The organism is Sphingomonas sp. GlSt437, from assembly GCF_048015635.2.
Lineage (GTDB): Bacteria > Pseudomonadota > Alphaproteobacteria > Sphingomonadales > Sphingomonadaceae > Sphingomonas.
This window is the reverse complement of the sequence record NZ_JBPGYA010000002.1, coordinates 877427-902018: the sequence shown is the minus strand read 5'-3', so window position 1 is coordinate 902018 and position 24592 is coordinate 877427. Positions and strand designations below refer to the sequence as shown.

Here is a 24592-nt window from a genome sequence, read left to right as displayed (position 1 = left end):
TTGCCTCACCAGAAGAAGAAGACGCTGATGATGTGGATGGTAAGCGCGACAATCAGCGCGAACGTTACCGGCACATGGATATGGAGCCAGATGTCGAGCAGCGCGCGCAGCCGCAGGTGCCGGCGCAGCGTCAGCAGCACCGCTTCCTTGCGTTCGAGTAGTGCGTCGACGCGTTCGAGCGGGTCATCGCCGGTGTCGGGCCGGTCGCCGGTCACGCGACGGATTTGCGCTTGCGCGGCGGTGGTGGCGCATCGCGGATAATGGCCGGTGAGCCGCGCCCAGAGCCCGCCGCCGAACGGATCGTCCTCTAGCGATTGCTGCACCAGCCGCGCATAAGCGTGGCCGAGTGGTTGCGCCGCATCGTGCAATTGCCGGTCGACCGCACGCAGGCTTTCGAGCATTTCGCTCTGGGTCATCTGCTCGCGATTGTCGGACAGCGCCGGCGGGATGAAGGCATAGACCGCAATGCCATAAAGGCCCGACAGGATTACCGTCATCATCAGGATATACGCGAGGGTATGGACGTTCCAGCCGAAGCGGAAGCCGGTGTGCAGCGTCGCGATGACGATCAGGCTCAGCCCCAGATAGACATGCGCGCTGGTCCACGCCTTTAACGACCAGCGTCCTGGCGTCATCGCGCGTTTGCGCAAGCCGAGCAGCGTCAGCCATAGGATCATCGCCGCACCGATCGTGCCGAGCGTGTAGCCAAGCCACGTGCCCCCGCTCGCGACCGGGCCGACATCGGCGAAGGCGTAGAACAGCAGCGCCATGATGCTGAGCGTCAGGGCGATGCGCAGCCAGCGATAATTGGCGTAGCGCAGAAAGCCTTCGTGCAATGCCGCGCCACCTGCGGGCTGGGCGCGGCGCGTCGCACGGCGGCGAGGTCGCGCTCGGCTCGCCATCATTCACCCGCCTTTTCGAGTCGGGCGACGCTCAGGAACTGTTCGGGCGAAACGCGGATCGCGGCGCCCGTCGGGCAGGCACGGACGCAGGCGGGGCCACCCTTGATCCCGGCGCACATATCGCACTTGATCGCCTTCTTGGGCGCCTCGACGCCGGGCTTGGCATTATGCTTGCGCCACTTTTTGCTCGGCTCGCCCGGGCCTGGCCCCATCCCAGCGAACATCCAGGCAAGCAAAGGCGGCTTTTTGGGCGGCACGCTGTCCATGCGGATCACGCCATAGGGGCAATTGCGCTGGCAATTACCGCAGCCGATGCAAGTATCGTCGATGAACACCTCGCCATCGGGGCCACGATGGATAGCAAGCGGTGGGCAGTCGGCCATGCAATGGGGGTGCTCGCAATGGCGGCAGCTCGTCGGTACATGGAGGTGCGCATAGGTCTTGCCGGCTTCGCGATCGAGCCGCGACAGGCCTTCATGACTGTCGGCGCAGGCGCGCTCGCAATTGTCGCAGCCGATGCAGAGATGCTCGTCGATCAGCAGCACGTCGGTCGCTTCGCCAATGCCGTTGTCGACGAGGAACTTGGCGGTTTCCGAGTAGAGATCGACAACGCTGGAAAAGCTGTCCTTGCGGCTTTCGATAAAGGCGTTGATGTCCTGCCGCGCCGCCATGTCGGACCGCGCACGGGCAAGCAGCGCGGGTTTGCGCTCCATCAGTCGCTTGAACGCGGCGCCATCGAGGCGAATGACTTCGGACTTGATCGCGGCCTTCACCGTCGCCGTGCGGCGTCCGCCCGCGATCAGCGCCATCTCGCCGACATAGGAGCCGGCAGGGAGGTAGGAGAGGAACACCGGCTTGCCGCCGACCTTCTTCTCGACGATCATCGAGCCGCGGCGGATGACGTAGATGTCCTGCCCCTCATCGCCCTCGACCAAGATCGGCTCGCCGGCGGAGACCGTCTTGATCTCGGCGGTGTCGAGCACCTCGTCGAGATCATTGGCGGCGAGGCCCGATTTGAACAATTGCAGTAATTGCCGCTCGACCGAAATGCGCGTGATCGCGCGCTTGGCGGCGGGGACGGAGGCCATCAGCTTGAGCGCGGCGGTGCGCGACACCTCGACCAAAATCGCGTTCTCGGCCGCGCGCACCGTTGCGCCGCGCCGCCGGCCCGAGATGAGCCCGACCTCGCCAACGATCGAACCCTGGCTAATCGGCACGCGGATCTTCGGATCATTGGGATCGACCTCGACCCATACCGACCCCTTGGCGATTGCGAAAAGCGACGATCCGGGGTCGGCGCGCTCGAAGACGAGTTCGCCGGGCTTATAGGCACGCACTTCGTTGTCGAGCATGAATTCGCGCATTTGCAGCGGCGACAAGTCGTTGAGAATCGTCACATTGCTGCGCAGCATTTCGAGCCAGGCGTCAACGCTGCGACGCTCGGGCAAGCCTTTGAACTTGGCCTCGAGAATGGGCTCATCGGCCGGCTTCAGGCTGGTATTGCCGTTCAGATATTCGACAACGTCATAGCCCTGGTTCATGCAATGTTTGATGAGCGGGTAGCCCGCTAGCGCGCCAATCACGAAAATGCCCGGCACGGTCGACTCGAACACCGGCGACAGTTTGGGATAGGCCTCGCGATCGTCCGAGGTGAACTCGATGCCGCACGCCTCGACAAATTGACGTGGCGGCGCCGACCCCATCCGCGCGATGATCCGATCACAGCGAATGCGCGTCTCGCCATCGCGGGTGTCGAGCGTCAGCCAGCCCGGCTCGATCTTTTTGGGCGTCGTCTCGGTGCGCACCGAAATCCGCCCCGCCGCGCCCGCTTCTTCAAGCAGCTTGACGTTGGCCGATTTGGCGCGCGCGAAGTCGGCGCCGCGATTGAGGATGGTAACCGTGTTGCCCTGTGCCGGATCGGCGGCGAGGCCCAGCGCATTCTCGATTCCCGCATCACCCGAGCCGACGACGGTGATATGCTCATCAACATAATCGGAAGGGTCATCGAGCTGATATTGGATGTGCGGCAAGTCGGCGCCTTCGGCACGCATTCGGTTGGGATTGCCCTGGGTGCCGATCGCAAGGATAACGGCCTCGGCCTCGATCGTGTCGCCACGCGTCGTGGTCAGCGTGAACGCGCCCTTCTGGCCGCTGATCGCCTTGATCTCGCTATTATAGCGCACTTTGACGCCGCCGCGCGCGGCCTGCTCGTCCCAGGTACCGAGCACCTTTTCGCGTTTGCCGGCATCGAAGCTCATGTCTGAGCGAAGCACGAGCTGGCTCGGCGTCGCCATCACATGCTTGCCCTTCTGGTATTTATAGATGGTGTCGGAGAGGTGATCGGTCTTTTCGATCAGGACGTGGCTGATCTTCAGCGCCGCCGCGCGCGCTGCTGCGCTCAGCCCCGCCGGACCCGATCCGACGATCGCGATCTTGACGCGGTCGCTCACCCGCGCATGCCCCCAACCCCTTGCGCTATAGCTGGCGCGCGCTTGTCATGCGCGTCGCTCGCCATGATTGCTCGCTCGACCCGGGGTTGAGACTATCATCTCGACTGCGTACTGCCAGCCTGAATCTGCTTGCGGGAAGGGGATTATGGCACAATCGAGCGGCTTGTCCTGGGTTAGCCGGGCGGCTTTTGCCGGGTCCGCTGTGCTGGCGCTGGGCGCGATCGTCTATGCGACGCAGCATCGGCAGCGGGACGCGGCGCCGATGGGCGCTTCAGTGGTGCCGGCCGATCCGGTCGTCGATGCCGCCCGTCGCAATCCCAACGATGCGGCAGCCTGGATGGCGCTCGGCCAACGGCAATCGGATGCGCAAGATTATGCAGCGGCGGCGGCGAGCTTCGGCCGCGCGGTAAAGCTCGCCCCCGGCAGAGCGGAGGCGTGGTCCGCCTATGGCGAGGCGCAAGTCAATGCGAGTGCGCACGATCCGATGCCCGCACCGGCGCTCAACGCCTTCCGCCGCGCGGTTGCCATTGATCCAAAAGACCCGCGTGCACGCTATTTTCTAGCGGTGGCGCGCGATCTGAAAGGCGAGCATCGCGGCGCGATCGACGATTGGCTGGCGTTGCTCAAGGACACGCCGCCGGGCGCGCCGTGGGAAGCCGATCTGCGCCGCACGATCGAGCAGGTCGGCAAGATCAACCATATCGATGTTGCGCAGCAATTGTCGGCGATTCGCCCTGCCGGCTTGGCTGCACCCGTGCCGCTCAACGGTGGCGATGCTATTCCCGGCCCCAGTGCCGCCGATCTCCACGCCGCCGCTGGCATGGCGCCTGCGGAGCAGAATGCGATGGTGCAGGGGATGATTACCCGGCTGGAAGGAAAACTCGCCGCCGACCCTCACAATGTCGATGGCTGGGTCATGCTGATGCGCAGCCGCATGACATTGGGCGACGGCGACAAGGCGGCGAAGGCACTGCGGGACGCGACTGCGGCGAACCCCGGCGCGGCAGCGCGGCTCCATGCCGAAGGCAAGCTGCTCCAGGTACCGGGGGGCTAGGTCCTCAAACCACCCCGAAGGCCAGCATCGCGTCGGCAACTTTCTTGAATCCGGCGATATTGGCGCCCTTCACATAGTCGACATAGTCGTCGTCGATGCGACCATAGGCTAGGCAGCGGTCGTGGATGCCGGTCATGATGTCGCGCAGCAATTGCTGCAGTTCTTCTTCCTTCCAGGCGCGGCGTTCGCTGTTCTGGCTCATCTCGAGGCCCGACACCGCAACGCCGCCGGCATTCGCCGCCTTGCCCGGCGCGTAGAGAATGCGCGCTTCCTTGAAGATATGCACGCCCTCCAAATTGGTCGGCATGTTGGCGCCCTCCGCGACCGCCATGCAGCCGTTCTTGACAAGGGCGCGCGCGTCGAGTCCGAGCAGTTCGTTCTGCGTTGCGCAGGGCAGCGCCACGTCGCAGGGCACGCCCCATGGCGTCAGCCCGGCGTGGAACGTCGCACCGGCAAATTCCTTGGCATAGTCCGAAATGCGGCCGCGCCGGCGCGTCTTGTGCGCTTTCACCCAGTCGATCTTCTCCTGGCTGATGCCGGCGGGATCGTGGATGAACCCCTCGCTGTCGCTCAGCGTCAGCACTTTGCCGCCGAGCTGCACGACCTTCCCGGCGGCATGCGTCGCGACATTGCCCGAGCCCGAAATGACGGCGCTTTTGCCCTCCAGCTCATGCCCTTTGCTGCGCAGCATAGACTGCAAAAAATACACCGCGCCATAGCCGGTCGCCTCGGTGCGGATCAGCGAGCCGCCATATTCCAGGCCCTTGCCGGTGAGCACGCCGGTGAACTGGTTGGTGATGCGCTTATACTGGCCGAACATATAGCCGATCTCGCGCCCGCCGACGCCGATATCGCCCGCCGGCACGTCGACATCGGCGCCGACATGGCGGTACAGTTCGGTCATGAAGCTCTGGCAGAAGCGCATCACTTCATGGTCGCTTTTGCCCTTGGGATTGAAATTCGCGCCGCCTTTGCCGCCACCCATCGGCAACCCGGTCAGCGCGTTCTTGAACGTCTGCTCGAACGCCAAAAACTTGAGCACGCTCTCGGTGACGCTCGGGTGGAAGCGGATGCCGCCTTTGTACGGGCCGATCGAATTATTGTTCTGCACCCGCCAGCCGCGCTGGACGCGGATATTCTTGTTGTCGTCTTCCCAGCAGACTCGGAACGAGACGATGCGGTCGGGCTCGGCGATGCGGCGGAGGATTTGATAGTGGTGGTACTCCTCCTTGTCGGCGATGAAGTCGAAAATGTCCTCGGCGACTTCCTGCACCGCCTGGACGAACTCGGTCTGACCCGGGTTGCGCTTCTTGACCCCCTCCATGAACCGGTTGAGGTCGACATGATCTCCGATTGCCATCTGCAGCACTCCCTCCCTGGCCCCATGGGGCGCGAATTGCCGAGTCGCCGCGACCTTATTTTTCGGGCATTGTGAGCCGGCAGGTCGCATGCGGCAAGACGACAGCGAACACGCGCGTTATGCTGTGGGACATTTGGGATTCGGGGGAGGCACCAGGTGAAAGCATCCGACCTGTTCGTTCGCTGTCTGGAGGAAGAGGGCGTCGAATATGTTTTCGGCGTGCCGGGCGAGGAAAATCTCGATTTCCTCGACAGCTTGTCGCGATCGACCAAGATCAGGCTGATCTTGACCCGGCACGAGCAAGGCGCCGGCTTCATGGCGGCGACTTATGGGCGGCATACCGGCAAAACGGGGGTGTGCTTGTCGACGTTGGGCCCGGGCGCGACCAATCTGGTGACGGCAGCGGCCTATGCGACGCTGGGCGGCATGCCGATCCTGATGATCACCGGGCAGAAGCCGATCAAGAAATCGAAGCAGGGGCGTTTCCAGATTCTCGACGTGGTCGACATGATGCGGCCGATCACCAAATTCACCCACCAGCTGGCCAGCGCTGACAATATCCCGAGCCGGGTGCGCGAAGCGTTCCGGCTGGCCGAGGAGGAAAAGCCCGGCGGCACCCATATCGAATTTCCCGAAGATGTCGCCGACGAGCAGACCGACAGTGTGCCCTTTACCCCGAGCCTCGCGCGCCGCCCTTCCGCCGAGGAAAAGGCGGTGCGCGCGGCAGTGAAGCGATTGGAGACGGCGCGCGCGCCCATCCTGGTCATTGGCGCGGGCGCCAATCGCAAGATGTGCGGGCGGATGCTGCTGCAATTCGTCGAGAAGACCGCCATCCCCTTCGTTACCACCCAGCTTGGCAAGGGCGTGATCGACGAGCAGCACCCCAAGTTCATGGGCTGCGCGGCGCTGTCTGCGGGCGATTTCGTCCACCGCGCAATCGAAGCGGCCGACGTCATCGTCAATGTCGGGCATGACGTGATCGAAAAGCCGCCTTTCTTCATGAAGCAGGGCGGCGCGGACGTGATCCACGTCTCGACGCGCTCGGCCGAGGTCGATCCGGTCTATTTCCCGCAGATCGAAGTGATCGGCGATATCGCCAACGCGATCTGGCAAATGAAGGAAGACATCGTTTCCAACCCGTCATGGCGGTTCGATGCGATGTATCATGCCCGCGTTGCCGAGCTGCGCCACACTGCCGCGCTCGATGGCGACGAACGCTTCCCGATCGTACCGCCATATCTCGTCAAGGCGGTGCGCGCGGCGATGCCAGGCGACGGCATCATCGCGCTCGACAATGGCGTCTACAAAATCTGGTTCGCGCGCAATTACGCCGCGCGCCAGCAGAACACCGTACTGCTCGACAATGCGCTGGCGACGATGGGCGCGGGGCTGCCGAGCGCGATGGCGTCGGCCATGGTCTATCCCGGCCGCAAGGTGATGGCGATCTGCGGCGACGGCGGCTTCATGATGAACAGCCAGGAGATGGAAACCGCCGTCCGGCTGGGGCTCAACATCACCGTGCTGATCCTGAACGACGGCAGCTATGGCATGATTCGCTGGAAACAGGCGAATATGGGTTTTGCCGATTTCGGGCTGACCTATGGCAATCCCGATTTCGTGAAGTACGCGGAAGCCTATGGCGCGCAGGGCCATCGCGTGGAAAGCGCGGCGCATCTGGCCGACCTGCTCCGCCACACGCTCGATACGCCCGGCGTCCACCTGATCGATTGCCCGATGGATTATTCGGACAATGACCGCGTGCTCAACCATGAAATCAAGCAGCTGAGCGCAGCGCTCTGACTTGACGTCACCCCAGCGAAAGCTGGGGTGACGGTTCGTTAATTGTAGCGCCTAGGTCCGCCTTATCACCAAGTTCCTGATTTCGGTCATGTCCTCCATCGCGAAGCGGACGCCTTCGCGGCCGAGGCCTGAGTCCTTCACGCCGCCATAAGGCATGTTGTCGACGCGGTAGCTGGGCACGTCGTTGATGACGATGCCGCCGACTTCCAGCCGGTCCCACGCGTCGAACATCTGGAACAAGTCGCGGGTGAAGATGCCCGCCTGCAGGCCGAATTTGCTATCATTGACTTCGGTCAGTGCATCCTCGAACCGCTCGAAGCTGGAGAGGATAGCGACCGGGCCGAACGCTTCCTCGCGATAGAGCTTGGTCGAGCGCGGGACGTTATCGAGCAAGGTCGCTTCCAGCATCGCGCCGTCGCGCTTGCCGCCACACAGCAGCCGTCCGCCCGCGACCATCGCCTCACGGATCCAGTCGTCGAGGCGGCTCGATTCCTTCTTGTCGATCATCGGGCCGATAAAGGTTTCGCGGTCCTTGGGGTCGCCTGCCTTCAGCGTCTTGGTCCGCTCGACGAGCATGTCGCGGAACTGGTCATAAATATCGGCGTGGATGATGATCCGCTGGACGCCGATGCACGACTGGCCCGATTGGTAGAAAGCGCCGAAGATCACCCGCTCCAGCGCATCGTCGAGATCGGCATCCTTGTCGACGATTACCGCCGCATTGCCGCCCAGCTCGAGGATGACCTTCTTCTTGCCCGCGCGTGCCTTCAGGTCCCAGCCAACCGCCGGCGAGCCGGTGAACGACAGGAGCTTGAACCGATCATCGGTGGTGAACAGATCGGCGCCCTCGCGGTGCGCTGGCAGGATGGAGAAAGCGCCCTTGGGCAGATCGGTCTCGGCGAGCACTTCGCCCATGATGACCGCGCCGAGCGGCGTGCGGCTGGCCGGCTTCATCACGAACGGGCAGCCGACCGCGATCGCCGGCGCGATCTTGTGTGCGGCGAGGTTGAGCGGGAAGTTGAACGGCGAGATCAGGCTGCACGGGCCGATCGGCACGCGCTTCCAGATACCCTGATAGCCCTTGGCGCGGGGGGAAATGTCGAGCGGCTGGACTTCGCCCGTCATCCGCACCGACTCCTCGGCGGCGATGCGGAAGGTGTCGATCAGTCGGGTGACTTCGCCTTCCGAATCCTTGATCGGTTTCCCCGCCTCGACGCACAGCGCAAAAGCCAGCTCGTCGAAGCGCTCGCGGAAGCGATCGACGCAATGCTGCAGCACGGCCTGGCGCTGAAAAGCTGGTAGCCGGGCCATCGGCTCGGCCGCTTCCACCGCCGCCGCAATGCCGGCATCGATCGTTGCCGCATCGGCCTGCGCGACGCGAAAGGCGACCTCGCCGGTGAACTTGTCGGTCACCGCCAGATCGGCATTGGGCTGCTTCGCTTCATTGGCGAGGTAAAGCGGATATTCCGATTTCAGCGTGACCGTGGCGGACATGGGGGAGGATCCTTGTGCTGGGCGAGTCGGAAGGGTGCGACCCTAAGCGTTGGGCAGCAAGATCGTCGAGCCTGTTGTCCTGCGCGCCTCCAGGTCGCGATGCGCGCTCACCACATCATCGAGGCGATAGCGCTGGCCAATCGATATGCTGACCTTGCCCGCGCGGATCATCTCCCACAGTGCGGCGGCGCCGGTCTCGCGATCCGCCGGTGTGGCGTAATAATTAAACAGCGTCGGCCGCGTGTTGTAGAGCGAGCCCTTTGCCGCCAGCACACCCAGCGACACATTCTCGACCGGGCCCGAGGCATTGCCGTAGCTGACGATGATGCCGCGCACGCCGGTCGCGTCGAGCGAGGCTTCCCAGGTTGCTTTGCCGACGCCGTCATAGCTGACGCGCACGCCATCGCCGCCGGTTATCTCGCGCACGCGGCGCGCGATATCTTCGCGATCGGACAAGATCACCTCTGCCGCGCCGGCCTCGCGCGCCAGCTTCGCTTTGTCTTCGCTGCCGACGGTGCCGATGACGCGGGCGCCCTTGGCCGCCAGCCATTGCACCAGGATCAGCCCGACGCCGCCCGCTGCCGCATGGACCAGCACCCAGTCGCCGGCGTCGACGTGCCACACGCGCTCGGCGAGGAACTCCACCGTGCAGCCTTTCAGCAGCGCGGCGGCGGCGACCTCATCGCTGATATCGTCGGGCAGCTTGAACAGCGCGGACGCGGCAAGATTGCGCTCGGTCGCATAGGCGCCGCGCTCGGGGCCGAAGGTTGCGACGCGGTCGCCGATTTTCAGGTGATCCACGCCATCGCCCACCGCCTCGACCACGCCGGTCGCTTCCATGCCGAGCGCGCCTGGCAAGGGCCCGGGATAAATACCGCGGCGATGATAGACGTCGATGAAGTTCAGTCCGACGGCGGTGGTCCGGTAGCGGACTTGCCCGGGCCCCGGCGCCGGCAAGTCGATATCGACCCAGTGCATCACTTCGGGTTCGCCATTTTCGGTAATGCGGACCACGCGCGCCATATCGCTCCTTCCTCGCCGATGGATGAGCAGCGAAGATAGGGGGTGGGGGCGGCGATTGAAACCGAGCCGGCGGGCCTTAGCGGCGGATGCTCGCGCGAACGCCGCCGATCGCCTGAGCCAGCGCCAGATCGTTGAGGCCGTTATAGCCCATCCCCAAATGATCGGGGCGGACGGCAACCGCATCGGCAATGCCGATCGCGCCAGCGCGGATGCTCGCGCGGCCGATGTCGCCCCACAGCCGCGCGGTGTGCCAGCGGATCAGCTTGCGGTCCTCGCGATCCGGCACGCGGTCCGCAAAGAAGCGCTGCTGCAGCGCCACGATGGTGGCGCCGAGCGCGCTCAGCGTGGCGCGATCGGGCACCGGGCGGCGGTTCATCAGGTGGCAGACGATCAGCGCGCAGCGCGCCTCGGCCTCGCCACCGAACAAGTCGCGATGCGCGTCAGCAAGCACGCCGCGCGCGGCATCGTGCATCCGTTCGGCAAAGCGCTTGGAAATGCCGCCGCCATGCTGGCGATAGAGCAGCAGCGGCTCGTCGATCCGCGCGATGCGGCCGAGCGGCATCAGCCGGTGATAAAGGTCGAAATCCTCGGCGTAGACGCGTTCGGGCCGGGTGAAGGGGTGGAGGGTGCGGGCGGCATCGGCGCGCAGCATCACCGACGACCAGACGAGCGGATTGCCGATCTGGAGCAGCCATTCGATCAGCGCGGGCGTGGTCACGCTCGGCAAGCGCGAGGCGCGCACGCTGCCCTGGTCGAGCACTTCCGCCGCGCTGCCGACCAGCACGATATCAGGATGCGTATCGAGGTAAGCGACCTGGCGCGCGAGCCGTTCGGGCAAGCAAAGATCATCGGCATCGAGCGCGGCGATATAGCGCCCGCGCGCCGCCGCCACTGCCTGGTTCCGCGCGCGCACCGGTCCGCCATTCTCGGTGGCACGGATCAGGCGGAACCGCGTATCGCCGCTTGCCTCGACCATCGCCTCGACGATTTCGGGGGTGCCGTCGGTCGAGCAATCATCGACGATGATCGCTTCGAAATCGTCGAAATGCTGGGCGTGCAGGCTCGCCAGCGTCTCGGCGATCAGGTGTGCGCCGTTGAACACCGGCGTGATGACGCTGACCGTCGGCGAAGGGGCAGTGCGCGGCATGGGTGCGGCATAGCCAAGCGCCTGCTAAGAAGCCGTTACATCGCTTGCGGGAGAAACGCCTTGGCCGAGCCGTTCACGACCATCACTTATGCCGTCGCCGAGGATGGCATCGCGACGCTGACGCTCAACCGACCCGACCGGATGAACGCGTTCACGCCGGTGATGATGGCCGAGATGATCGCGGCGATCGACTTGGCGGATGCAGATGACACGGTGCGCGCGGTGATCATCACCGGCGAAGGCAAGGCGTTCTGCGCGGGGGCGGATCTAGGCGCGGGCGGTGCGGCGTTCGATTATGCCAAGACCGGGAGCCGCTGGGGCGAGGGCGAGTCGCCGGTACGCGCTGACGGCAGCGTCGACCTGTCGCACCCGGCGGTGCGCGACGGCGGCGGCCGGCTGACGCTCAGGCTGTTCGAGGCGAGGAAGCCGATCATCGGTGCAATCAACGGCGCTGCGGTCGGCATTGGCGCGACGATGACGCTGCCGATGGACTTTCGTCTGGCGTCAAGCGCGGCGCGGTTCGGCTTCGTGTTCGCGCGGCGCGGCATCGTGCCCGAAGCGGCATCGAGCTGGTTCCTGCCGCGGCTGGTCGGCATCGGCAAGGCGCTCGAATGGTGCTATTCGGGCCGGGTGTTCGGCGCGGACGAGGCGCTGGCGGCGGGGCTGGTGCGCAGCATCCACGCGCCGGACGAGCTGCTGCCGTCGGCCCGAGCCTTCGCGCTTGAACTGACAGCCGAAAGCGCACCGGCCTCGGTATCGCTCACTCGGCGGATACTGTGGACGATGCTGGGTGCCGGCCATCCGATGGACGCGCACCGCATCGACAGCCGCGCGATCTGGCTGCGCGGCGCGAGCGGCGATGCGCGCGAAGGCGTGACGTCGTTCTTGGAAAAGCGGCCCGCGCAGTTCACCGACAGCGTCGACGCCGCCTGGGATGATTTCGCGCCCTGGTTCGACAGTCCTGAGTATCGCTGACCGCTAGGGCGCGGTGGCCGAGGCCGGCTCCAGCTTGACCTCATAGAGCCAGGGCCAGTTCTTGCCGGTCATGTAAAGGCGGTCGTGCTCGGCATCATAAGCGATGCCGTTGGGGACCGAATCGGCGTCGCGGGGATACGCATCGGCGACGAGTTGCGACAAGTCGATGAGCTGGGTGACAACGCCGGTCTTGGGGTCGATGCGGACAGCCACCGGCGTCAGCCAGATATTGGCGAGGATCGAGCCGTTCACATATTCAAGCTCGTTGATCCGCTGCACCGGCTGGCCGCGCAGGGTGACGGGCAGCCGCCGCACGACTTTCATCGTCTTGGGGTCGAGGAAGCGCAGCACCGGTGTGCCGTCCGACAGGATGATGTTGTGGCCATCCTGCGTCATCGCCCAGCCTTCGCCATCGTAGCGGAAGCTGCCGGTCAGCTTGAAATCGCGCAACGATCGCCGCTGGCCGCGGCCGCCATGCCAGATGACGTTGAGAATCTCGTCGCGCCACACGACGATGCCTTCGCCGAACACGTCGGGCGCCAGCTGCACGCGCCGCTCTTCCTTGCCGGTCTTGAGGTCGTAGCGCGTGATGAACGATTGCCGCTCATAGCCCGTGCTTTCGTAGAGCTTGCCGCGATCGATCAGCAGGCCTTCGGTGAACGCATTAGTCGCGTGCGGCAGCCGCGCAACGATGGTGGCGACGGCAGCGGGCGTTACGGCCGGCTCCGTCGCCGGGTCGGCGCCGCTCGCCAGCGCCGGCACGCAAAGCGCGAGCAGAAGGGCGGCGATGCGGCGGAAGGATAAGCGAACCATCCGCGCCTTCATGCCTGCTCGGCGGCGCGATGCAAGCGGCTATTGCGGATTGGCAGCGGCGCCCATTTGCCAAGGGAAGAAGGGAGCGCGGCGCCAGGGACTGGATCCGCGCTCCCCCATTGACCGAGCGTCGCCTTGCGGGACCGGGGGGAAGTCAACGACGCTCGAACCAATTGCATCAGGCTCAACGCGGCAGCGCGCTATTCCCTTCGCTCGGGGTTTGCAGCGTGGGAACAATGCCCGGGCCGGGGTCGTGCTGCGCTGCCCATAATTGGCGAAGCCGTTGCTGCTGGCGCAGGGCACGCAGCCGGCGCTCGGCCCAGCTCGGCTGCGGCGGCACCGCAGCAACGGTCGCGGCACTGCTATCGCCGCCGGCCACGTCGCCGCTGATCGGTGGCGGCGCCGGCGCGGCTTGCGTTGCCTGAAGCCGGGCGAGGCGGCGCTGCTCGTCGAGCGCATCGTCGCCGGCGGCGCGCGCGCGGAGCTGATCGCGCAGCTCGGGCCGGGCGTCGAGATAAGCGATCGCGCGATCGCGCATGATGGCGATGGCCGGCGGCAGCTTCGTCTGGGTGTCGCCGCGCACCGCCGCGCCAAACGCGATCTCGCGCATGTCGAGCTGTTCGTCGATTGCCTGGCGCGGCACATATTGGCCGCGCTCCGCCATCCGCTGCTGCAGCACATCGACCTGGTGCTCGCGCTGAACGAAGTGTTTGACAAAACCCGTCTGCGGCGGCGGCGGCGGTGGGATCAGCCGCGAGGGCGTTACGCCCATCGGCGCTGGCGGCTGAGCCGTGACGAGCTCGACCGATCCGGGCGTGGCGGTGCGAAGATGATGCGGCGCATGCGCCTTAGCCTTTGCTGGCGCAAACATCGCCATCAGCTGCGCCGGAAGCGCGATATGGATTGCCGGGAAATAGCCCGTCGTTGCGGCCGTGGCGCTAGCAATGCCCAGCGCCACAACGCCCAGGGTCGCGCGCCGCATCCACGCGCCGCGCCGTCCGTCGCCGAACAACCGGCGGCGCGGCATTGGCGGCAAGAATGCTACGCCCACACGCGGCATCGCGGCGATGCGCTCGGCAAAGCCCGCAGAGGCTTCCGGCACGTCGAAGCGATCGAGCGCGGCTGCCATCGCCGCATCGATGGGGAAGGCGTCGGCCAGCGTCATGGCGTCCCCTCCGGATCGCCGACCGCACCCGCCGCAACCAACCGCTCGCGCAACGTCGCCCGGGCACGGAACAGCAGCGATTCGAACGCCTTGATGTTCATGTCCAGCGCGTGCGCGGCAGCCATGTTGCTCAATTCCTCATAATAGGTCAGCACGATTGCCGCGCGCTGCCGATCGCTTAAGGCGTCGATGCAGCGCACCACTGCCGCGCGGGCCTGATCCTCCTCGATCAGCGCATCGGCATTGGGCGCCTCATCAGCGCGTTCGGGTACGCCTTCGTCACTCACCGTCCGGCGTCGACGTAGCCGGTCCAGGCACAAATTGGTCGTCACGCGACACAACCAGGCGCCGATGCCCGATCCCGTGTCGCGCCACCGCGCGGCGTGTTGCCACAGCCGCAGAAACGCTTCCTGCGCCACGTCCTCCGCTTCGGTCGCGTCGCCGAGCATGCGATAGGCGATGCGCCGCATCGGCGCGGCATGGTCGCCAGCGATCGCTCGAAAAGCGGCAGGGTCACGCGCCGCCACACGCGCCATCAGCGCGGCGTCGTCATGCCGATCCGCCTTCGTGCTGCGATCCGCCAGCACCTTGGTTACCCTCATCCGCCGCCCGACGGGGCGACGCTTTTGTTGTCGGTCAACGCAGGTCGGCGCGCAATCCTTCGCGAGCTCAAGCGGGGAAGCTCGCGCGCCACCAATCGGCGAAGGCGGTTCGCTCGGCATCGGTCATGTGGAGCCCGGTCTTGCTGCGCCGCCACAGCGCATCATCGGGCATGCGCGCCCATTCGCGGTCGTGCATCCAGCGCGCCTCGATTTCGGTGAGGCCGCCGCCGAATGCCCGGCCCATCGCATCCGCGCTGGTAACGCTGCCGAGCATCTCGTCCAGCATCGATCCATAAGCGCGCGCCATCCGCAGCGATTGGTCGGCGCTGAGGAACGGCCAGCGACGCTGCGCGTCCGCCGGAAAAGTCGCGAAATCGCCGATGGCGCCGCCGGGAAAGGGTCGGTCGCGGGTCACCCGGCGCGGCGTGATGCCAAGCGGCTTGGCAAGACGCGCGAGCGCCTCTTCGGCGAGGTGGCGCGCGGTGGTGATCTTGCCGCCGAAGACGGAGAGCAGTGCCGGGCCGTTGGTGTCGAGCTCCAGCACATAATCGCGCGTCACCGCTTTGGCTTCGCTAGCACCGTCATCGTAGAGCGGGCGGACCCCCGACCAGGTCGAAACCACATCGCTGGGCGCGATCTGGCGGTTGAAATGCCGGTTCACTGCCTCGCATAAATAGGCGATTTCGTCGGCATCGATCACCGCGTCTTCAGGCGCGTCGACGGGGATGTCGGTGGTGCCGATCTCGGTGAAATCACGCTGCCATGGGATGGCGAAAACGATGCGGCCATCGGGCTGCTGCAGGATATAGGCGTGGTCGCCGTCATAGAGCTTGGGCACCACGATATGGCTGCCCTTGATCAGCCGCACATTGGCCGCGGCGTTGACGCCGAGCTTCGCCAGCATCTCGTGAACCCACGGCCCGGCGGCATTGACGAGCGCACGCGCGCTGACTTGCTCGCCGGTGCCGAGCGTCGCGGTCCAGCCGTCGTCGGTCCGTCGCGCCGAGAGGAGCTCGGTCCGGGTCTGGATAACCGCGCCATTCGCCGCCGCATCGATTGCGTTGAGCAGGGTCAGCCGCGCATCGTCGACCTGCGCGTCGGAATAAACAAAGCCGCGCCCGCCACCCTTCAGCGGCGCGGTGAACGCGGCATCCCCGGCGCGCAGCCCGCGCGATCTTGGCAGCGACATGCGGCCGCCAAGGAAGTCATAGAGATACAGCCCCAGCCGCAGCATCCACCACGGCCGCTGGGTGTGCTCGTACGGCAGCACGAACAGCATCGGCCGGATCAAATGCGGCGCGGCATGGACCAGTCGTTCGCGCTCGCGTAGCGCCTCGGCCACCAGCTTGAACTCATAATATTCGAGGTAACGTAAGCCGCCATGGATCAGCCCGGTCGAGGCTGATGAGGTGGCACCGGCGAGATCGCCCTTATCGACCAGCAGCATCGACAAGCCGTTGAGCGCCGCCTCGCGCGCAATCGCCGCGCCGTTGATGCCGCCGCCGATGATGAGCAGATCATATGTCACCGCTGTCGGTTAGCGGCTGTTGCCGGGCCGATCCACTATCATCGCGTGACGGGTGGCGCGATTGCGCTTATCGTCGCCGTCATGCCCAAACCCAAGCGCCCGGCGGGCCTGCCGAGCCGTCAGCAGATCCTCGATTTCATCACTGCCACGCCCACGCCGGCGGGCAAGCGCGAAATCGCTCGCGCCTTCGGCTTGTCGGCGCAGGAGAAGATCGCGCTCAAGGCGCTGCTTAGGGACATGGCCGACGAGGGGCTGATCGACTCCGCCCCCGGTCGCGCCTTTCACAAGATGGGCGGCGTGCCCAAGGTGACCGTGCTGCGCGTGACCGACGTGGCGGATGACGGCACGGTCCGCGCCGTGCCCGAAAGCTGGCATGCCGAAACGCCGCCGCCGCTGATCCGGGTGAAGGAACGCAAGCGCGGCGCACTGGCGCTCGGCGACCGCATCCTGGCGCGTACCGAGGAAGCCGGCGCGGGCTGGATCGCGCACCCGATGAAGTCGCTCGCGCGTGGCGAGGCGCTGATGCTCGGCGTGCTGCGCCGCGAGGGCGATCGGCTGGTGCTGCAGGGCGTCGAGAAGAAGGAGCGGCGCGATTTTCCGGTGGCGGACGCTGGGGGCGCCGAGCCTGGCGATCTCGTGCTCGCCGAGAAGACCGGGCGCCCGCCGCGCATCGCCGCCCGGGTAACGCAAGTGTTGGGCGACCCCTTCGCGCCGCGCGCTTTCTCGCTGATCGCGGTGCACAAGCATGGCATCCCGGTCGCGTTCAGCGAGGAGGCGCTGGCCGAGGCCGAGCGCGTCGCGAAGCAATCGCTCACCGGCCAGAAGCGCGAGGATTTGCGCCATTTGCCCATCGTCGCGATCGACCCGGCGGACGCGCGCGACCATGACGATGCGGTCTGGGCAGCGCCCGATGATGACCCCGCTAATGTCGGCGGCTATCGCGCGATCGTCGCCATTGCCGATGTGAGTTTCTACGTCCGCCCCGGCTCGGAGCTCGACCGCGAAGCGCGGCGGCGCGGCAACAGCGTCTATTTCCCCGATCGCGTCGTGCCGATGCTGCCCGAAATCCTGTCGGCTGATGTCTGCTCGCTGAAAGAAGGCGCGGATCGCGCGGCGCTCGCCTGCCATCTGACGATCGACAAGGCGGGCGCGATCACCGGCTTCCGCTTTGCCCGCGCGCTGGTGCGCATCGCGGCGAACATCGCTTACGAAGACGCGCAGGCGGCGATCGATGCCGACGACGATTCCAGCTTGCGCGGGGACGACGATCGGATTTTACCAGCGCTCCGCAACCTCTGGGCGTGCTGGCGGCTGCTCGATGCGGCGCGGACCAAGCGCGCGCCGCTCGACCTCGACTTGCCTGAGCGCCGCGTGGTGCTCGACGAGAAAGGCCGCATCATGTCGGTCGCACCGCGTGCTCGGCTCGATGCGCATCGCCTGATCGAGGATTACATGATCGCCGCCAATGTCGCCGCCGCGCTCGCGCTCGAGGGCAAGAAGGCGCCGGTCATGTATCGCGACCACGAGCCGCCGTCGCGCGAGAAGCTCGTGGCGCTGAAGGAGTATCTCGCCACCTTCGGCATCGAGTTCGCGCTGGGGCAAGTCATCCGCCCGGCAACGTTCAACCGGGTGATCGAGCGGGCACGGGCGCTGGCCGAGGCGGCGGATGACGGCGCCGATATCGTGCCGCAGATCATGGAGCAGGTGCTGCGCAGCCAGACGCAAGCTTATTATGGGCCGGAGAACCACGGCCATTTTGGCCTGTCGCTGGGCAGCTACGCGCATTTCACTTCGCCTATTCGCCGCTATGCCGATTTGATCGTCCATCGCTCGCTGGTCGCCGCTTTTGGCCTGGGCGCCGGCGGGCTGACCGAGGACGAGGCGGCCGGCATGGCGCGGATCGGCGAGAGCATCTCGGGCCTCGAACGCCGCGCGATGGAAGCCGAGCGCGAGACGATCGACCGCTATGTCGCGGCGTATTTGTCCGAGCGGGTCGGCGAGGTGGTCGAGACGCGGATTACCGGCGTCCAGAATTTCGGCTTCTTCGCGACCGTGGAAGGCATTGGCGGCGACGGACTGGTGCCGGCGCGCGACCTTGGCACCGAATATTTCCGTTATGACGAGGCCCGCCGCGCGCTGATCGGCGACCAGAGTGGCGAGACCTATGCGATCGGCCAGCGGTTGCCGCTACGCCTCGTCGAGGCCAATCCGGTGTCGGGCGCGTTGCGGTTCGAATTGCCCGAGGGCAGCTATGGCGCCGGCGGCGCGACGCGGGGGAAAAAGCCGCCCCGGGTGATCAAGCGACGCGGCCGCCCCGGCAATATCCGCCACCAGACGCGTCGCCGTTGAGGAAAAGGAGCCGACCATGGGAGCCGCCGTCATCGCCGCTGCTGCTGCCGCCACCCGGGCGCGCGAGCAGATCATCTCGCATTTCATGGCCGCCAACGCGGTTGCCGTCGACAAAGCCGTGCCCTTCACGCCGGGTCGATCGCTCGAAGCTCGTCAGCTGGAGGAGTTGCAACGCGCCGGCGTGATCAAGCCCGCCGGCCGCGGCGCCTATATCGATATTCCCGCCTACGCTGCCTGGCGCCAGCAAATGCGCAAGCGCCAGTCGACCGCCACCGTGATCGCCGTGATCGGCGCTTGCGTGCTGATCGGGGCCGGCTTGCTGACAGCGATCATCGTGCATTAGAGCGATATTTCAGTTTCGTTACATTTCTGCTTCACAAATATGTATCAAATGTGTCATCATTCTGTAACAGGCCATATCGGCCTGATGGAGAGTGATGATGACCAACTGGATTGCCTTGTCTTTGCTTGTCGCCGCGCCGCTGCCCGTTGCCGCAGCGGCCGCCCCGGTTAACACCAGCGCCGCGGTCGACATCCGCGCGCTCGAAACCGTCTCGCGGATGAGCCCCGCTGACGGCGGCGCCGCGATCGAACTGGCCAGCGCTTACATGCAAGTCGGCCGCTATGCCGATGCCGCCGCCGCCTATCGCCGCGCGCTGGCGACGGATAATGAGATGATGGAGACGCCGTCGGGCGATACCATCTGGTCGCACGACGTTGCCCGCAAGATGCTGGCGCACGAGGTGCTGCTGACCGCGCGCTGAGCTAGCCCAGCACGCCACGGCCGGGGCGGTGCGCCGCCCCGGTTCCTATCGCCCGATTACTGGACGTCGAACGTGATACCGGCCTTGGCGCGGAGCCGCTGGACGAGCGGCGCCGCCATGATCGCGCCCGGCGTCCACACCCCGCCCCTGGCGTCGGCCACGTCATGCGCCAGGCAGAGCGCGCTTTCCGCGATCATCTTACTGGTCGAGCCATAGCCGGGATCCTTGTCGCCGGTGACGACGACGTCGATGCGCTCGCCGCCCGGCATCTCGCCGACGAACAGGATGTCATAGAACCCTGCCTCGCGTTCTTCCTTGGACGGGCCTTCGCCGGGCTTCGGTCCGCCTTCGCCGGCAAAGGGATTCATCTTCGCCATCGCCTCGGCGGCGGCCTTGCCCATCTCGCCCAGGCCGGGCGCGACCATCATCTCGTCATAGACGAAATCGGCGCCATAGGGGTGGCCAAGCAGGAAATTGGTGCGGTGGACATTCTTGGTGTTGATCGCCGCCATGATGAAGGGGGCGACCCAGGCATCCAGCGCACGGTCATATTCGGGGATCAGGCCGGTCGGCTGGGTCGGGCCGGTGAAGCCGGGCGTCAGGCCGAACGAACTCGTCAGCGTCGCAAGCAGTGCCGGGTTCTTGGCGACGGCAGCGAGCGTTGCTTTCAGGCTGGCGGCGGTGCCGCCCGAGAATGTCCCCTGCATCTTGCGCACCCGGCCTTTGACGCGCGGCGCCGGCTTGCCGAAGCGCGCCTTGGCGGCTTCCTGCAGCGTGTAAACGCCGAGATCGAACGGGATCGAATCGAACCCGCACGAAAACACGATCCGCGCGCCCGTCTGCTGCGCTCGTGCGTGGTGCTGGTCGATCATCGCGCGCATCCAGGCGGGTTCGCCGCACAGATCGACATAGCCGGTGCCGGTCTCGACGCAGGCGGCGACCAGATCACTGCCGTAGAGCTGATAGGGGCCGACGGTCGTCAGGATCACGCTGGCCTGCTCGCACATGGCGCGCAGGCTGGCCGGATCATCCGCATCGGCAACAACCAGCGGCGTATCCGCGGGCGCACCGATCAAGTCGCGCACTTCGGCCAGCTTGGCGGCGGAGCGCCCCGCCATCGCCCAGCGTTCGGCACCCGATTGGGCGAGATATTCGGCAACCAGCCGGCCCGTGTAGCCGGTCGCGCCATAGACGATGACGTCAAACTCGCGTGCCATGATCTTCTCCCCCCGATGCCTAAGCCGCTTCGCTGAATTGCAGGCTGGCGAGCCGCGCATAGAGCCCGCCTTCGCCGATCAGCGTGCCGTGCGTGCCTTCCTCGACGATGCGGCCCTCATTCATCACGATGATCCGCTCGGCGGCGCGCACCGTGGCGAGGCGATGCGCGATCACCAGCGTGGTGCGATTGTCCATCAACCGCTCGAGCGCTTCCTGCACCAGCCGTTCGCTTTCGGCGTCGAGCGCGCTGGTCGCTTCATCGAGCAGCAGGATGGGCGCGTCGCGGAGCAGCGCGCGAGCGATCGCGACACGCTGACGCTGCCCACCCGACAGCCGCGCGCCGCCCTCGCCCAGAAACGTATCGAGCCCCTGGGGAAGCTGGCGCAGGAACTCAGCCGCATTCGCCGCTTCCGCCGCCGCCCAGAGCTGATCGTCGCTTGCGTCCCAGCGGCCATAGCGCAGATTGTCTCGCGCCGACGCGCCGAAGATCACGGTTTCCTGCGGCACCATCGCGATGCGCGCGCGGATCGCTGCCGGATCGGCATCGGGCAGCGCGACGCCGTCGATGCGGATAACGCCCTCGGTCGGGTCATAGAAACGCTGGATGAGCTGAAAGATCGTCGTCTTGCCCGCGCCCGACGGGCCGACGATCGCGACCGTCTCGCCCGGTGCGACCGACAGCGAGAAATCGCTGAGCGCCGACATCTCAGGCCGGGTCGGGTAGCGGAAGCTGACATGATCGAACGCCACGGCCCCCTGCGCCGGCTGCGGCAGCGCGATCGGGTGGGCGGGCGCGTGGATTTCAGGCTGCTCGGCCAGCAACTCGGCCAGCCGCTCGGCGGCACCGGCGGCGCGCAGCAGATCGCCATAAACTTCGCTCAGCGACCCGAACGCGCCCGAGACCAGCACCGAGGTACCAAGGAACGACACGAGCGATCCCGCTGACAGCCGGCCCGTGGCAACATCGGCTGCCGTGCCCCACAATAGCAACGTTATGGCGCCGAAGATCAGCACCATGAACAGCGCGGTCAGGATCGCGCGGATCAGAATGCGGCGCTTGGCCGCGCGAAAGCTCTGCGCGACCGCGTCGGCGAACCGTTGGCGCTCGCGCGCTTCCTGGCCGAAGGCTTGCACGATCTTCATTGCCTGAAACACCTCGACCGCCATCGCCCCGATATCGGCGATGCGATCCTGGCTGGTGCGCGAAGAAGCGCGCAGCCGCCGGCCAAGCAGGATGATCGGCGCCAACGTCACCGGGATGCCGATCAGGATCGTCCCCGCGAGCTTCGGCGCAAGGATGAACAGGGCAATCGTGCCGCCGATACCGGTGATCGCGTTGCGCAGCGCGACCGACACGGTAGTGCCGACCGCGATTTCGATCTGCGCCGTATCGGCGGTCAACCGCGAAGCGATTTCGGCCGGGCGATTTTCCTCAAACCAGCGCGGGCTCAGCCGCAGCAGGTTGTTCTGCACCGCAATGCGCACATCAGCGACCGTGCGCTCGCCGAGCCACGAGACGAAATAGAAGCGCGTCGCCGTGCCGATGCCCAGCACCGCAACCAGGCCAAATAAGCGGTAGAAGATCTGATTGACGTGCGTCAGGTCGGCGCCATGCGCGAAGCCGCGATCGACCAACGTGCCGATGCTGAGCGGAATGTAGATCGTCGTCGCCGACGTCACCAGCAGCGCAGCCAGTGCAATCGCCAGTTGCAGCGGATAGCGGCGGGCATAGTTCCACACCATCCGCAGGCTCGATAATTTGCGGCCCTTGGGCGGCGTGGCGGGGCTGGACTGCGGGGTCGCGGGAAGATCGTCTGCCATGGCTGAGCCTGCCCTAGCAGGGCGCATGCGGCGTCTCAACGCGAAACGAAACCGCGCCGCGCGCGACGAAACGAGACGATCTGACAGCGTTGGCGCTTGCCCCCGTTCGCTTCCCTGCTACACCTAATGCTGCGATGCGGCACGCCAGAGGCCGGCGCGACAGGGTTGACGGGATCGTAACCGTCCGCGGGGTAAGAATTTCCTATGTTGTACGATGCCTATGAGATGCAGCGCTCGCTGCTCGCCGGCGCGAGCGCGATGGCCAATTTCAGCGCGGGGCTGCTGCAGAACCCGGCTTATCCCATGGCCTATTTCGGCGCGAGCCCGGTGATGGCGTCTGCGCTCGAAGTGTTCGCCCATGCAGCAGCGCCGCGCGGCAAGCCCGACTTCGGCCTGGCCCAGACGACGATCGACGGGCGCGAAGTGGTGGTGAGCGAGGAGATCCTCGTCCGCAAACCCTTCGGCCAGTTGAAGCACTTTGCCCGCAAGGGCGTCGACGGCGGCCCCAAGCTGCTGATCGTCGCCCCCATGTCGGGCCATTACGCCACGCTGCTGCGCGGCACGGTCGAGCGGATGCTGCCTGTTGCTGACGTCTACATCACCGATTGGCGCGACGCCAAGCTGGTGCCCACGAGCGACGGCACCTTCGACCTCGACGACTATATCGATTATCTGGTCGAGTTTCTCGAAGCGATTGGCCCCGGCGCGCATATGCTCGCGGTGTGCCAGCCCTCGGTGCCCTGTTACGCCGCGGCCTGCCTGATGAGCGCGGACAAGCACCCCTGCCGCCCGCGGACGTTGACGCTGATGGGCGGCCCGGTCGACACGCGCAAGGCGCCGACCGCGGTCAACACGCTCGCGACGCAGCGGCCGTTCGCCTGGTTCGAGCAGAATGTGATCGCGACGGTGCCAAGCAATTATCCGGGCGCCGGCCGCCATGTTTATCCGGGCTTCCTGCAGCTCGCCGGGTTCATGACGATGAATCTTGGCAACCACATGATTTCGCACTGGGAAATGTTCAAGCATCTCGTTCAGGGCGATGACGAAAGTGCTGATGCGACCAAGGATTTCTACGAGGAATATCGCTCGGTCTGCGACATGACCGCCGAATTCTACCTGCAGACGATCGACGTTGTTTTCCAGAACCACAGCCTGCCGAAAGGCGAGCTGACGCATCGCGGTCGGCCGGTTGATCCTGCCGCGATCACCGATATCGCGCTGCTGGCGATCGAGGGCGAGCGCGACGATATTTCAGGGCTCGGCCAGACCAAAGCGGCCTTGTCGCTAGCCACCAAGCTGCCGGCCGAGCACAAGCAATATTATATGGCGAAGGGCGCTGGCCATTACGGCATTTTCAACGGCAGCAAATGGCGCACCAAGATTGCGCCCGTGGTCGAAGCCTGGATCACCGCGCACGATCGCTGATCGCGCGCCGCTGCGTCTCTTGCCGCACCAATCGAGGCTGCGGCGGCCCCAGCACAATGCCGGGGCCGCAAATTCAGCGCAGACGGCTTACTGATTGCGCCGCAACGGGTGAGGATCGGCCAGCGCTTGCCTCGCTCATGGCCGACGTCACAGCTTCGATCGCTGCTTGCAGAACCACGCCGCGTTCGGACTGTGGGTCGACACCGACCGCTTGGCTCTTCAGCCCATCGAGCATGGTGTCGGCGCGTGCGTCGTGCAGATGCGCGTAGGTAACGCCCAGATCCTGTTGCGCGATCAGCATATGGGGATTGAGCTCGACCGCGCGTTCCAGCAGCTTGCGTGCGCCCTTATAATCGCCAAGGTTCATCCGGGACGCGCCGGCAAGATAGACCACTGACGCATCCTTGGGCGCGAACGGCAGCACGCGCGACAGCGCGTTGCTGGCCTTGTGGAAATCCCCCGCGTTGAACGCTTCGGTCCCAACGGTAAGTTCAGCACGAGGATCGAAGGTCGGTCCAGCCCCTTGCGCCGGGGCAGCCTGGTTGGCCGCCTGGCTGATCGAAGGGCCGGCAAAATTGCAGTCGGCGCGCGCCGTCCCCGGCGTCACCGCGATCGTCAGACCGCCTGCCACCGTCAGCATCGCCGCAATATTGGTCATCTTGGTCATCACTCGCTCCTGCTTGTTCCGCAGGGGCATTCGGC

The 24592-nt window shown here is 65.8% G+C and carries 20 protein-coding genes; 7 read left to right on the top strand and 13 right to left on the bottom strand.

Features of this window, described 5'->3' with window-relative positions; genetic code table 11:
* Window positions 1-5: 5 nt before the first annotated feature.
* Window positions 6-902 carry a hypothetical protein gene (locus ACLB0R_RS13880; protein ID WP_416643934.1) on the bottom strand — a complete coding sequence of 299 codons (897 nt, stop codon included), beginning with the start codon at window positions 900-902 and terminating at the stop codon, window positions 6-8.
* Complete coding sequence (locus ACLB0R_RS13875; RefSeq protein ID WP_416643115.1) at window positions 902-3352, bottom strand: NAD(P)-binding domain-containing protein; 2451 nt, start codon at window positions 3350-3352, stop codon at window positions 902-904. Before ACLB0R_RS13875 ends, ACLB0R_RS13880 begins: the two co-directional genes overlap by 1 nt.
* Before the next feature lie 145 nt (window positions 3353-3497).
* Between ACLB0R_RS13875 and ACLB0R_RS13870 the strand changes: the two genes are divergently transcribed.
* Window positions 3498-4406, top strand: a complete 909-nt coding sequence (locus ACLB0R_RS13870) for a tetratricopeptide repeat protein (protein ID WP_416643116.1) — start codon at window positions 3498-3500, stop codon at window positions 4404-4406.
* Window positions 4407-4410: 4 nt separating this feature from the next.
* Here the strand turns inward: ACLB0R_RS13870 and gdhA are convergent, their stop codons facing one another.
* A complete protein-coding gene (gene gdhA, locus ACLB0R_RS13865; RefSeq protein ID WP_416643117.1) occupies window positions 4411-5766 on the bottom strand; it encodes an NADP-specific glutamate dehydrogenase in 1356 nt (451 codons plus the stop codon).
* Between the two features lie 156 nt (window positions 5767-5922).
* Between gdhA and ACLB0R_RS13860 the strand changes: the two genes are divergently transcribed.
* Window positions 5923-7566, top strand: a complete 1644-nt coding sequence (locus ACLB0R_RS13860; RefSeq protein WP_416643118.1) for an acetolactate synthase large subunit — start codon at window positions 5923-5925, stop codon at window positions 7564-7566.
* Between the two features lie 51 nt (window positions 7567-7617).
* Here the strand turns inward: ACLB0R_RS13860 and ACLB0R_RS13855 are convergent, their stop codons facing one another.
* The 3 genes from ACLB0R_RS13855 to ACLB0R_RS13845 form a co-directional block, all read right to left on the bottom strand.
* A complete protein-coding gene (locus ACLB0R_RS13855; RefSeq protein WP_416643119.1) occupies window positions 7618-9060 on the bottom strand; it encodes an aldehyde dehydrogenase family protein in 1443 nt (480 codons plus the stop codon).
* Between the two features lie 42 nt (window positions 9061-9102).
* The gene (locus ACLB0R_RS13850) at window positions 9103-10083 is read right to left on the bottom strand and encodes a quinone oxidoreductase family protein (protein ID WP_416643120.1); all 981 of its coding nucleotides are present in this window, start codon (window positions 10081-10083) and stop codon (window positions 9103-9105) included.
* Window positions 10084-10159: 76 nt separating this feature from the next.
* Complete coding sequence (locus ACLB0R_RS13845) at window positions 10160-11230, bottom strand: glycosyltransferase family 2 protein (RefSeq protein ID WP_416643121.1); 1071 nt, start codon at window positions 11228-11230, stop codon at window positions 10160-10162.
* A gap of 60 nt (window positions 11231-11290) precedes the next feature.
* Between ACLB0R_RS13845 and ACLB0R_RS13840 the strand changes: the two genes are divergently transcribed.
* Window positions 11291-12205, top strand: coding sequence for a crotonase/enoyl-CoA hydratase family protein (locus ACLB0R_RS13840; RefSeq protein WP_416643122.1), 915 nt, complete (start codon window positions 11291-11293; stop codon window positions 12203-12205).
* A 3-nt stretch (window positions 12206-12208) separates the two neighbouring features.
* Here ACLB0R_RS13840 and ACLB0R_RS13835 read toward each other — a convergent pair whose 3' ends face one another.
* The 4 genes from ACLB0R_RS13835 to glpD all read right to left on the bottom strand — a co-directional run bounded on the left by ACLB0R_RS13835 (window position 12209) and on the right by glpD (window position 16313).
* Window positions 12209-13018, bottom strand: coding sequence for a glutaminyl-peptide cyclotransferase (locus ACLB0R_RS13835; protein ID WP_416643123.1), 810 nt, complete (start codon window positions 13016-13018; stop codon window positions 12209-12211).
* 184 nt (window positions 13019-13202) lie between these two features.
* A complete protein-coding gene (locus ACLB0R_RS13830; RefSeq protein WP_416643124.1) occupies window positions 13203-14183 on the bottom strand; it encodes a hypothetical protein in 981 nt (326 codons plus the stop codon).
* Entirely contained in the window at window positions 14180-14785 is a 606-nt protein-coding gene (locus ACLB0R_RS13825) for a sigma-70 family RNA polymerase sigma factor (RefSeq protein ID WP_416643125.1), read from the bottom strand. Before ACLB0R_RS13825 ends, ACLB0R_RS13830 begins: the two co-directional genes overlap by 4 nt.
* A gap of 67 nt (window positions 14786-14852) precedes the next feature.
* Window positions 14853-16313, bottom strand: coding sequence for a glycerol-3-phosphate dehydrogenase (glpD, locus tag ACLB0R_RS13820; protein WP_416643126.1), 1461 nt, complete (start codon window positions 16311-16313; stop codon window positions 14853-14855).
* 81 nt (window positions 16314-16394) lie between these two features.
* Between glpD and ACLB0R_RS13815 the strand changes: the two genes are divergently transcribed.
* The 3 genes from ACLB0R_RS13815 (at window position 16395) to ACLB0R_RS13805 (ending at window position 19426) form a co-directional block, all read left to right on the top strand.
* Window positions 16395-18662 carry a ribonuclease R family protein gene (locus ACLB0R_RS13815; RefSeq protein WP_416643127.1) on the top strand — a complete coding sequence of 756 codons (2268 nt, stop codon included), beginning with the start codon at window positions 16395-16397 and terminating at the stop codon, window positions 18660-18662.
* A gap of 16 nt (window positions 18663-18678) precedes the next feature.
* Window positions 18679-19005, top strand: a complete 327-nt coding sequence (locus ACLB0R_RS13810; RefSeq protein ID WP_416643128.1) for a hypothetical protein — start codon at window positions 18679-18681, stop codon at window positions 19003-19005.
* A gap of 97 nt (window positions 19006-19102) precedes the next feature.
* Window positions 19103-19426 (top strand): hypothetical protein, encoded by a 324-nt coding sequence (locus ACLB0R_RS13805; RefSeq protein WP_416643129.1) that lies wholly within the window; start codon window positions 19103-19105, stop codon window positions 19424-19426.
* A 56-nt stretch (window positions 19427-19482) separates the two neighbouring features.
* On the opposite strand, the gene ACLB0R_RS13800 is transcribed toward ACLB0R_RS13805, so the two are convergent.
* Window positions 19483-20643, bottom strand: a complete 1161-nt coding sequence (locus tag ACLB0R_RS13800; protein ID WP_416643130.1) for a saccharopine dehydrogenase family protein — start codon at window positions 20641-20643, stop codon at window positions 19483-19485.
* A 19-nt stretch (window positions 20644-20662) separates the two neighbouring features.
* Entirely contained in the window at window positions 20663-22465 is a 1803-nt protein-coding gene (locus tag ACLB0R_RS13795) for an ABC transporter transmembrane domain-containing protein (protein ID WP_416643131.1), read from the bottom strand.
* Window positions 22466-22669: 204 nt separating this feature from the next.
* On the opposite strand from ACLB0R_RS13795, the gene ACLB0R_RS13790 reads away from it, so the two are divergent.
* Window positions 22670-23890 (top strand): polyhydroxyalkanoate depolymerase, encoded by a 1221-nt coding sequence (locus tag ACLB0R_RS13790; RefSeq protein ID WP_416643132.1) that lies wholly within the window; start codon window positions 22670-22672, stop codon window positions 23888-23890.
* 73 nt (window positions 23891-23963) lie between these two features.
* Here the strand turns inward: ACLB0R_RS13790 and ACLB0R_RS13785 are convergent, their stop codons facing one another.
* Window positions 23964-24557, bottom strand: coding sequence for a tetratricopeptide repeat protein (locus ACLB0R_RS13785; RefSeq protein WP_416643133.1), 594 nt, complete (start codon window positions 24555-24557; stop codon window positions 23964-23966).
* Window positions 24558-24592 lie beyond the last annotated feature (35 nt).

Coding starts and splice junctions, on each gene's coding strand:
- ACLB0R_RS13855 (WP_416643119.1), bottom strand. CDS start 9,060: ATGTCCGCCACGGTCACGCTGAAATCGGAATATCCGCTTTACCTCGCC.
- ACLB0R_RS13815 (WP_416643127.1), top strand. CDS start 16,395: ATGCCCAAACCCAAGCGCCCGGCGGGCCTGCCGAGCCGTCAGCAGATC.
- ACLB0R_RS13835 (WP_416643123.1), bottom strand. CDS start 13,018: ATGGTTCGCTTATCCTTCCGCCGCATCGCCGCCCTTCTGCTCGCGCTT.
- ACLB0R_RS13805 (WP_416643129.1), top strand. CDS start 19,103: ATGACCAACTGGATTGCCTTGTCTTTGCTTGTCGCCGCGCCGCTGCCC.
- ACLB0R_RS13810 (WP_416643128.1), top strand. CDS start 18,679: ATGGGAGCCGCCGTCATCGCCGCTGCTGCTGCCGCCACCCGGGCGCGC.
- ACLB0R_RS13850 (WP_416643120.1), bottom strand. CDS start 10,083: ATGGCGCGCGTGGTCCGCATTACCGAAAATGGCGAACCCGAAGTGATG.
- ACLB0R_RS13785 (WP_416643133.1), bottom strand. CDS start 24,557: ATGACCAAGATGACCAATATTGCGGCGATGCTGACGGTGGCAGGCGGT.
- ACLB0R_RS13795 (WP_416643131.1), bottom strand. CDS start 22,465: ATGGCAGACGATCTTCCCGCGACCCCGCAGTCCAGCCCCGCCACGCCG.
- ACLB0R_RS13845 (WP_416643121.1), bottom strand. CDS start 11,230: ATGCCGCGCACTGCCCCTTCGCCGACGGTCAGCGTCATCACGCCGGTG.
- ACLB0R_RS13825 (WP_416643125.1), bottom strand. CDS start 14,785: ATGAGGGTAACCAAGGTGCTGGCGGATCGCAGCACGAAGGCGGATCGG.
- ACLB0R_RS13790 (WP_416643132.1), top strand. CDS start 22,670: ATGTTGTACGATGCCTATGAGATGCAGCGCTCGCTGCTCGCCGGCGCG.
- ACLB0R_RS13830 (WP_416643124.1), bottom strand. CDS start 14,183: ATGACGCTGGCCGACGCCTTCCCCATCGATGCGGCGATGGCAGCCGCG.
- ACLB0R_RS13870 (WP_416643116.1), top strand. CDS start 3,498: ATGGCACAATCGAGCGGCTTGTCCTGGGTTAGCCGGGCGGCTTTTGCC.
- gdhA (WP_416643117.1), bottom strand. CDS start 5,766: ATGGCAATCGGAGATCATGTCGACCTCAACCGGTTCATGGAGGGGGTC.
- ACLB0R_RS13880 (WP_416643934.1), bottom strand. CDS start 902: ATGGCGAGCCGAGCGCGACCTCGCCGCCGTGCGACGCGCCGCGCCCAG.
- ACLB0R_RS13800 (WP_416643130.1), bottom strand. CDS start 20,643: ATGGCACGCGAGTTTGACGTCATCGTCTATGGCGCGACCGGCTACACG.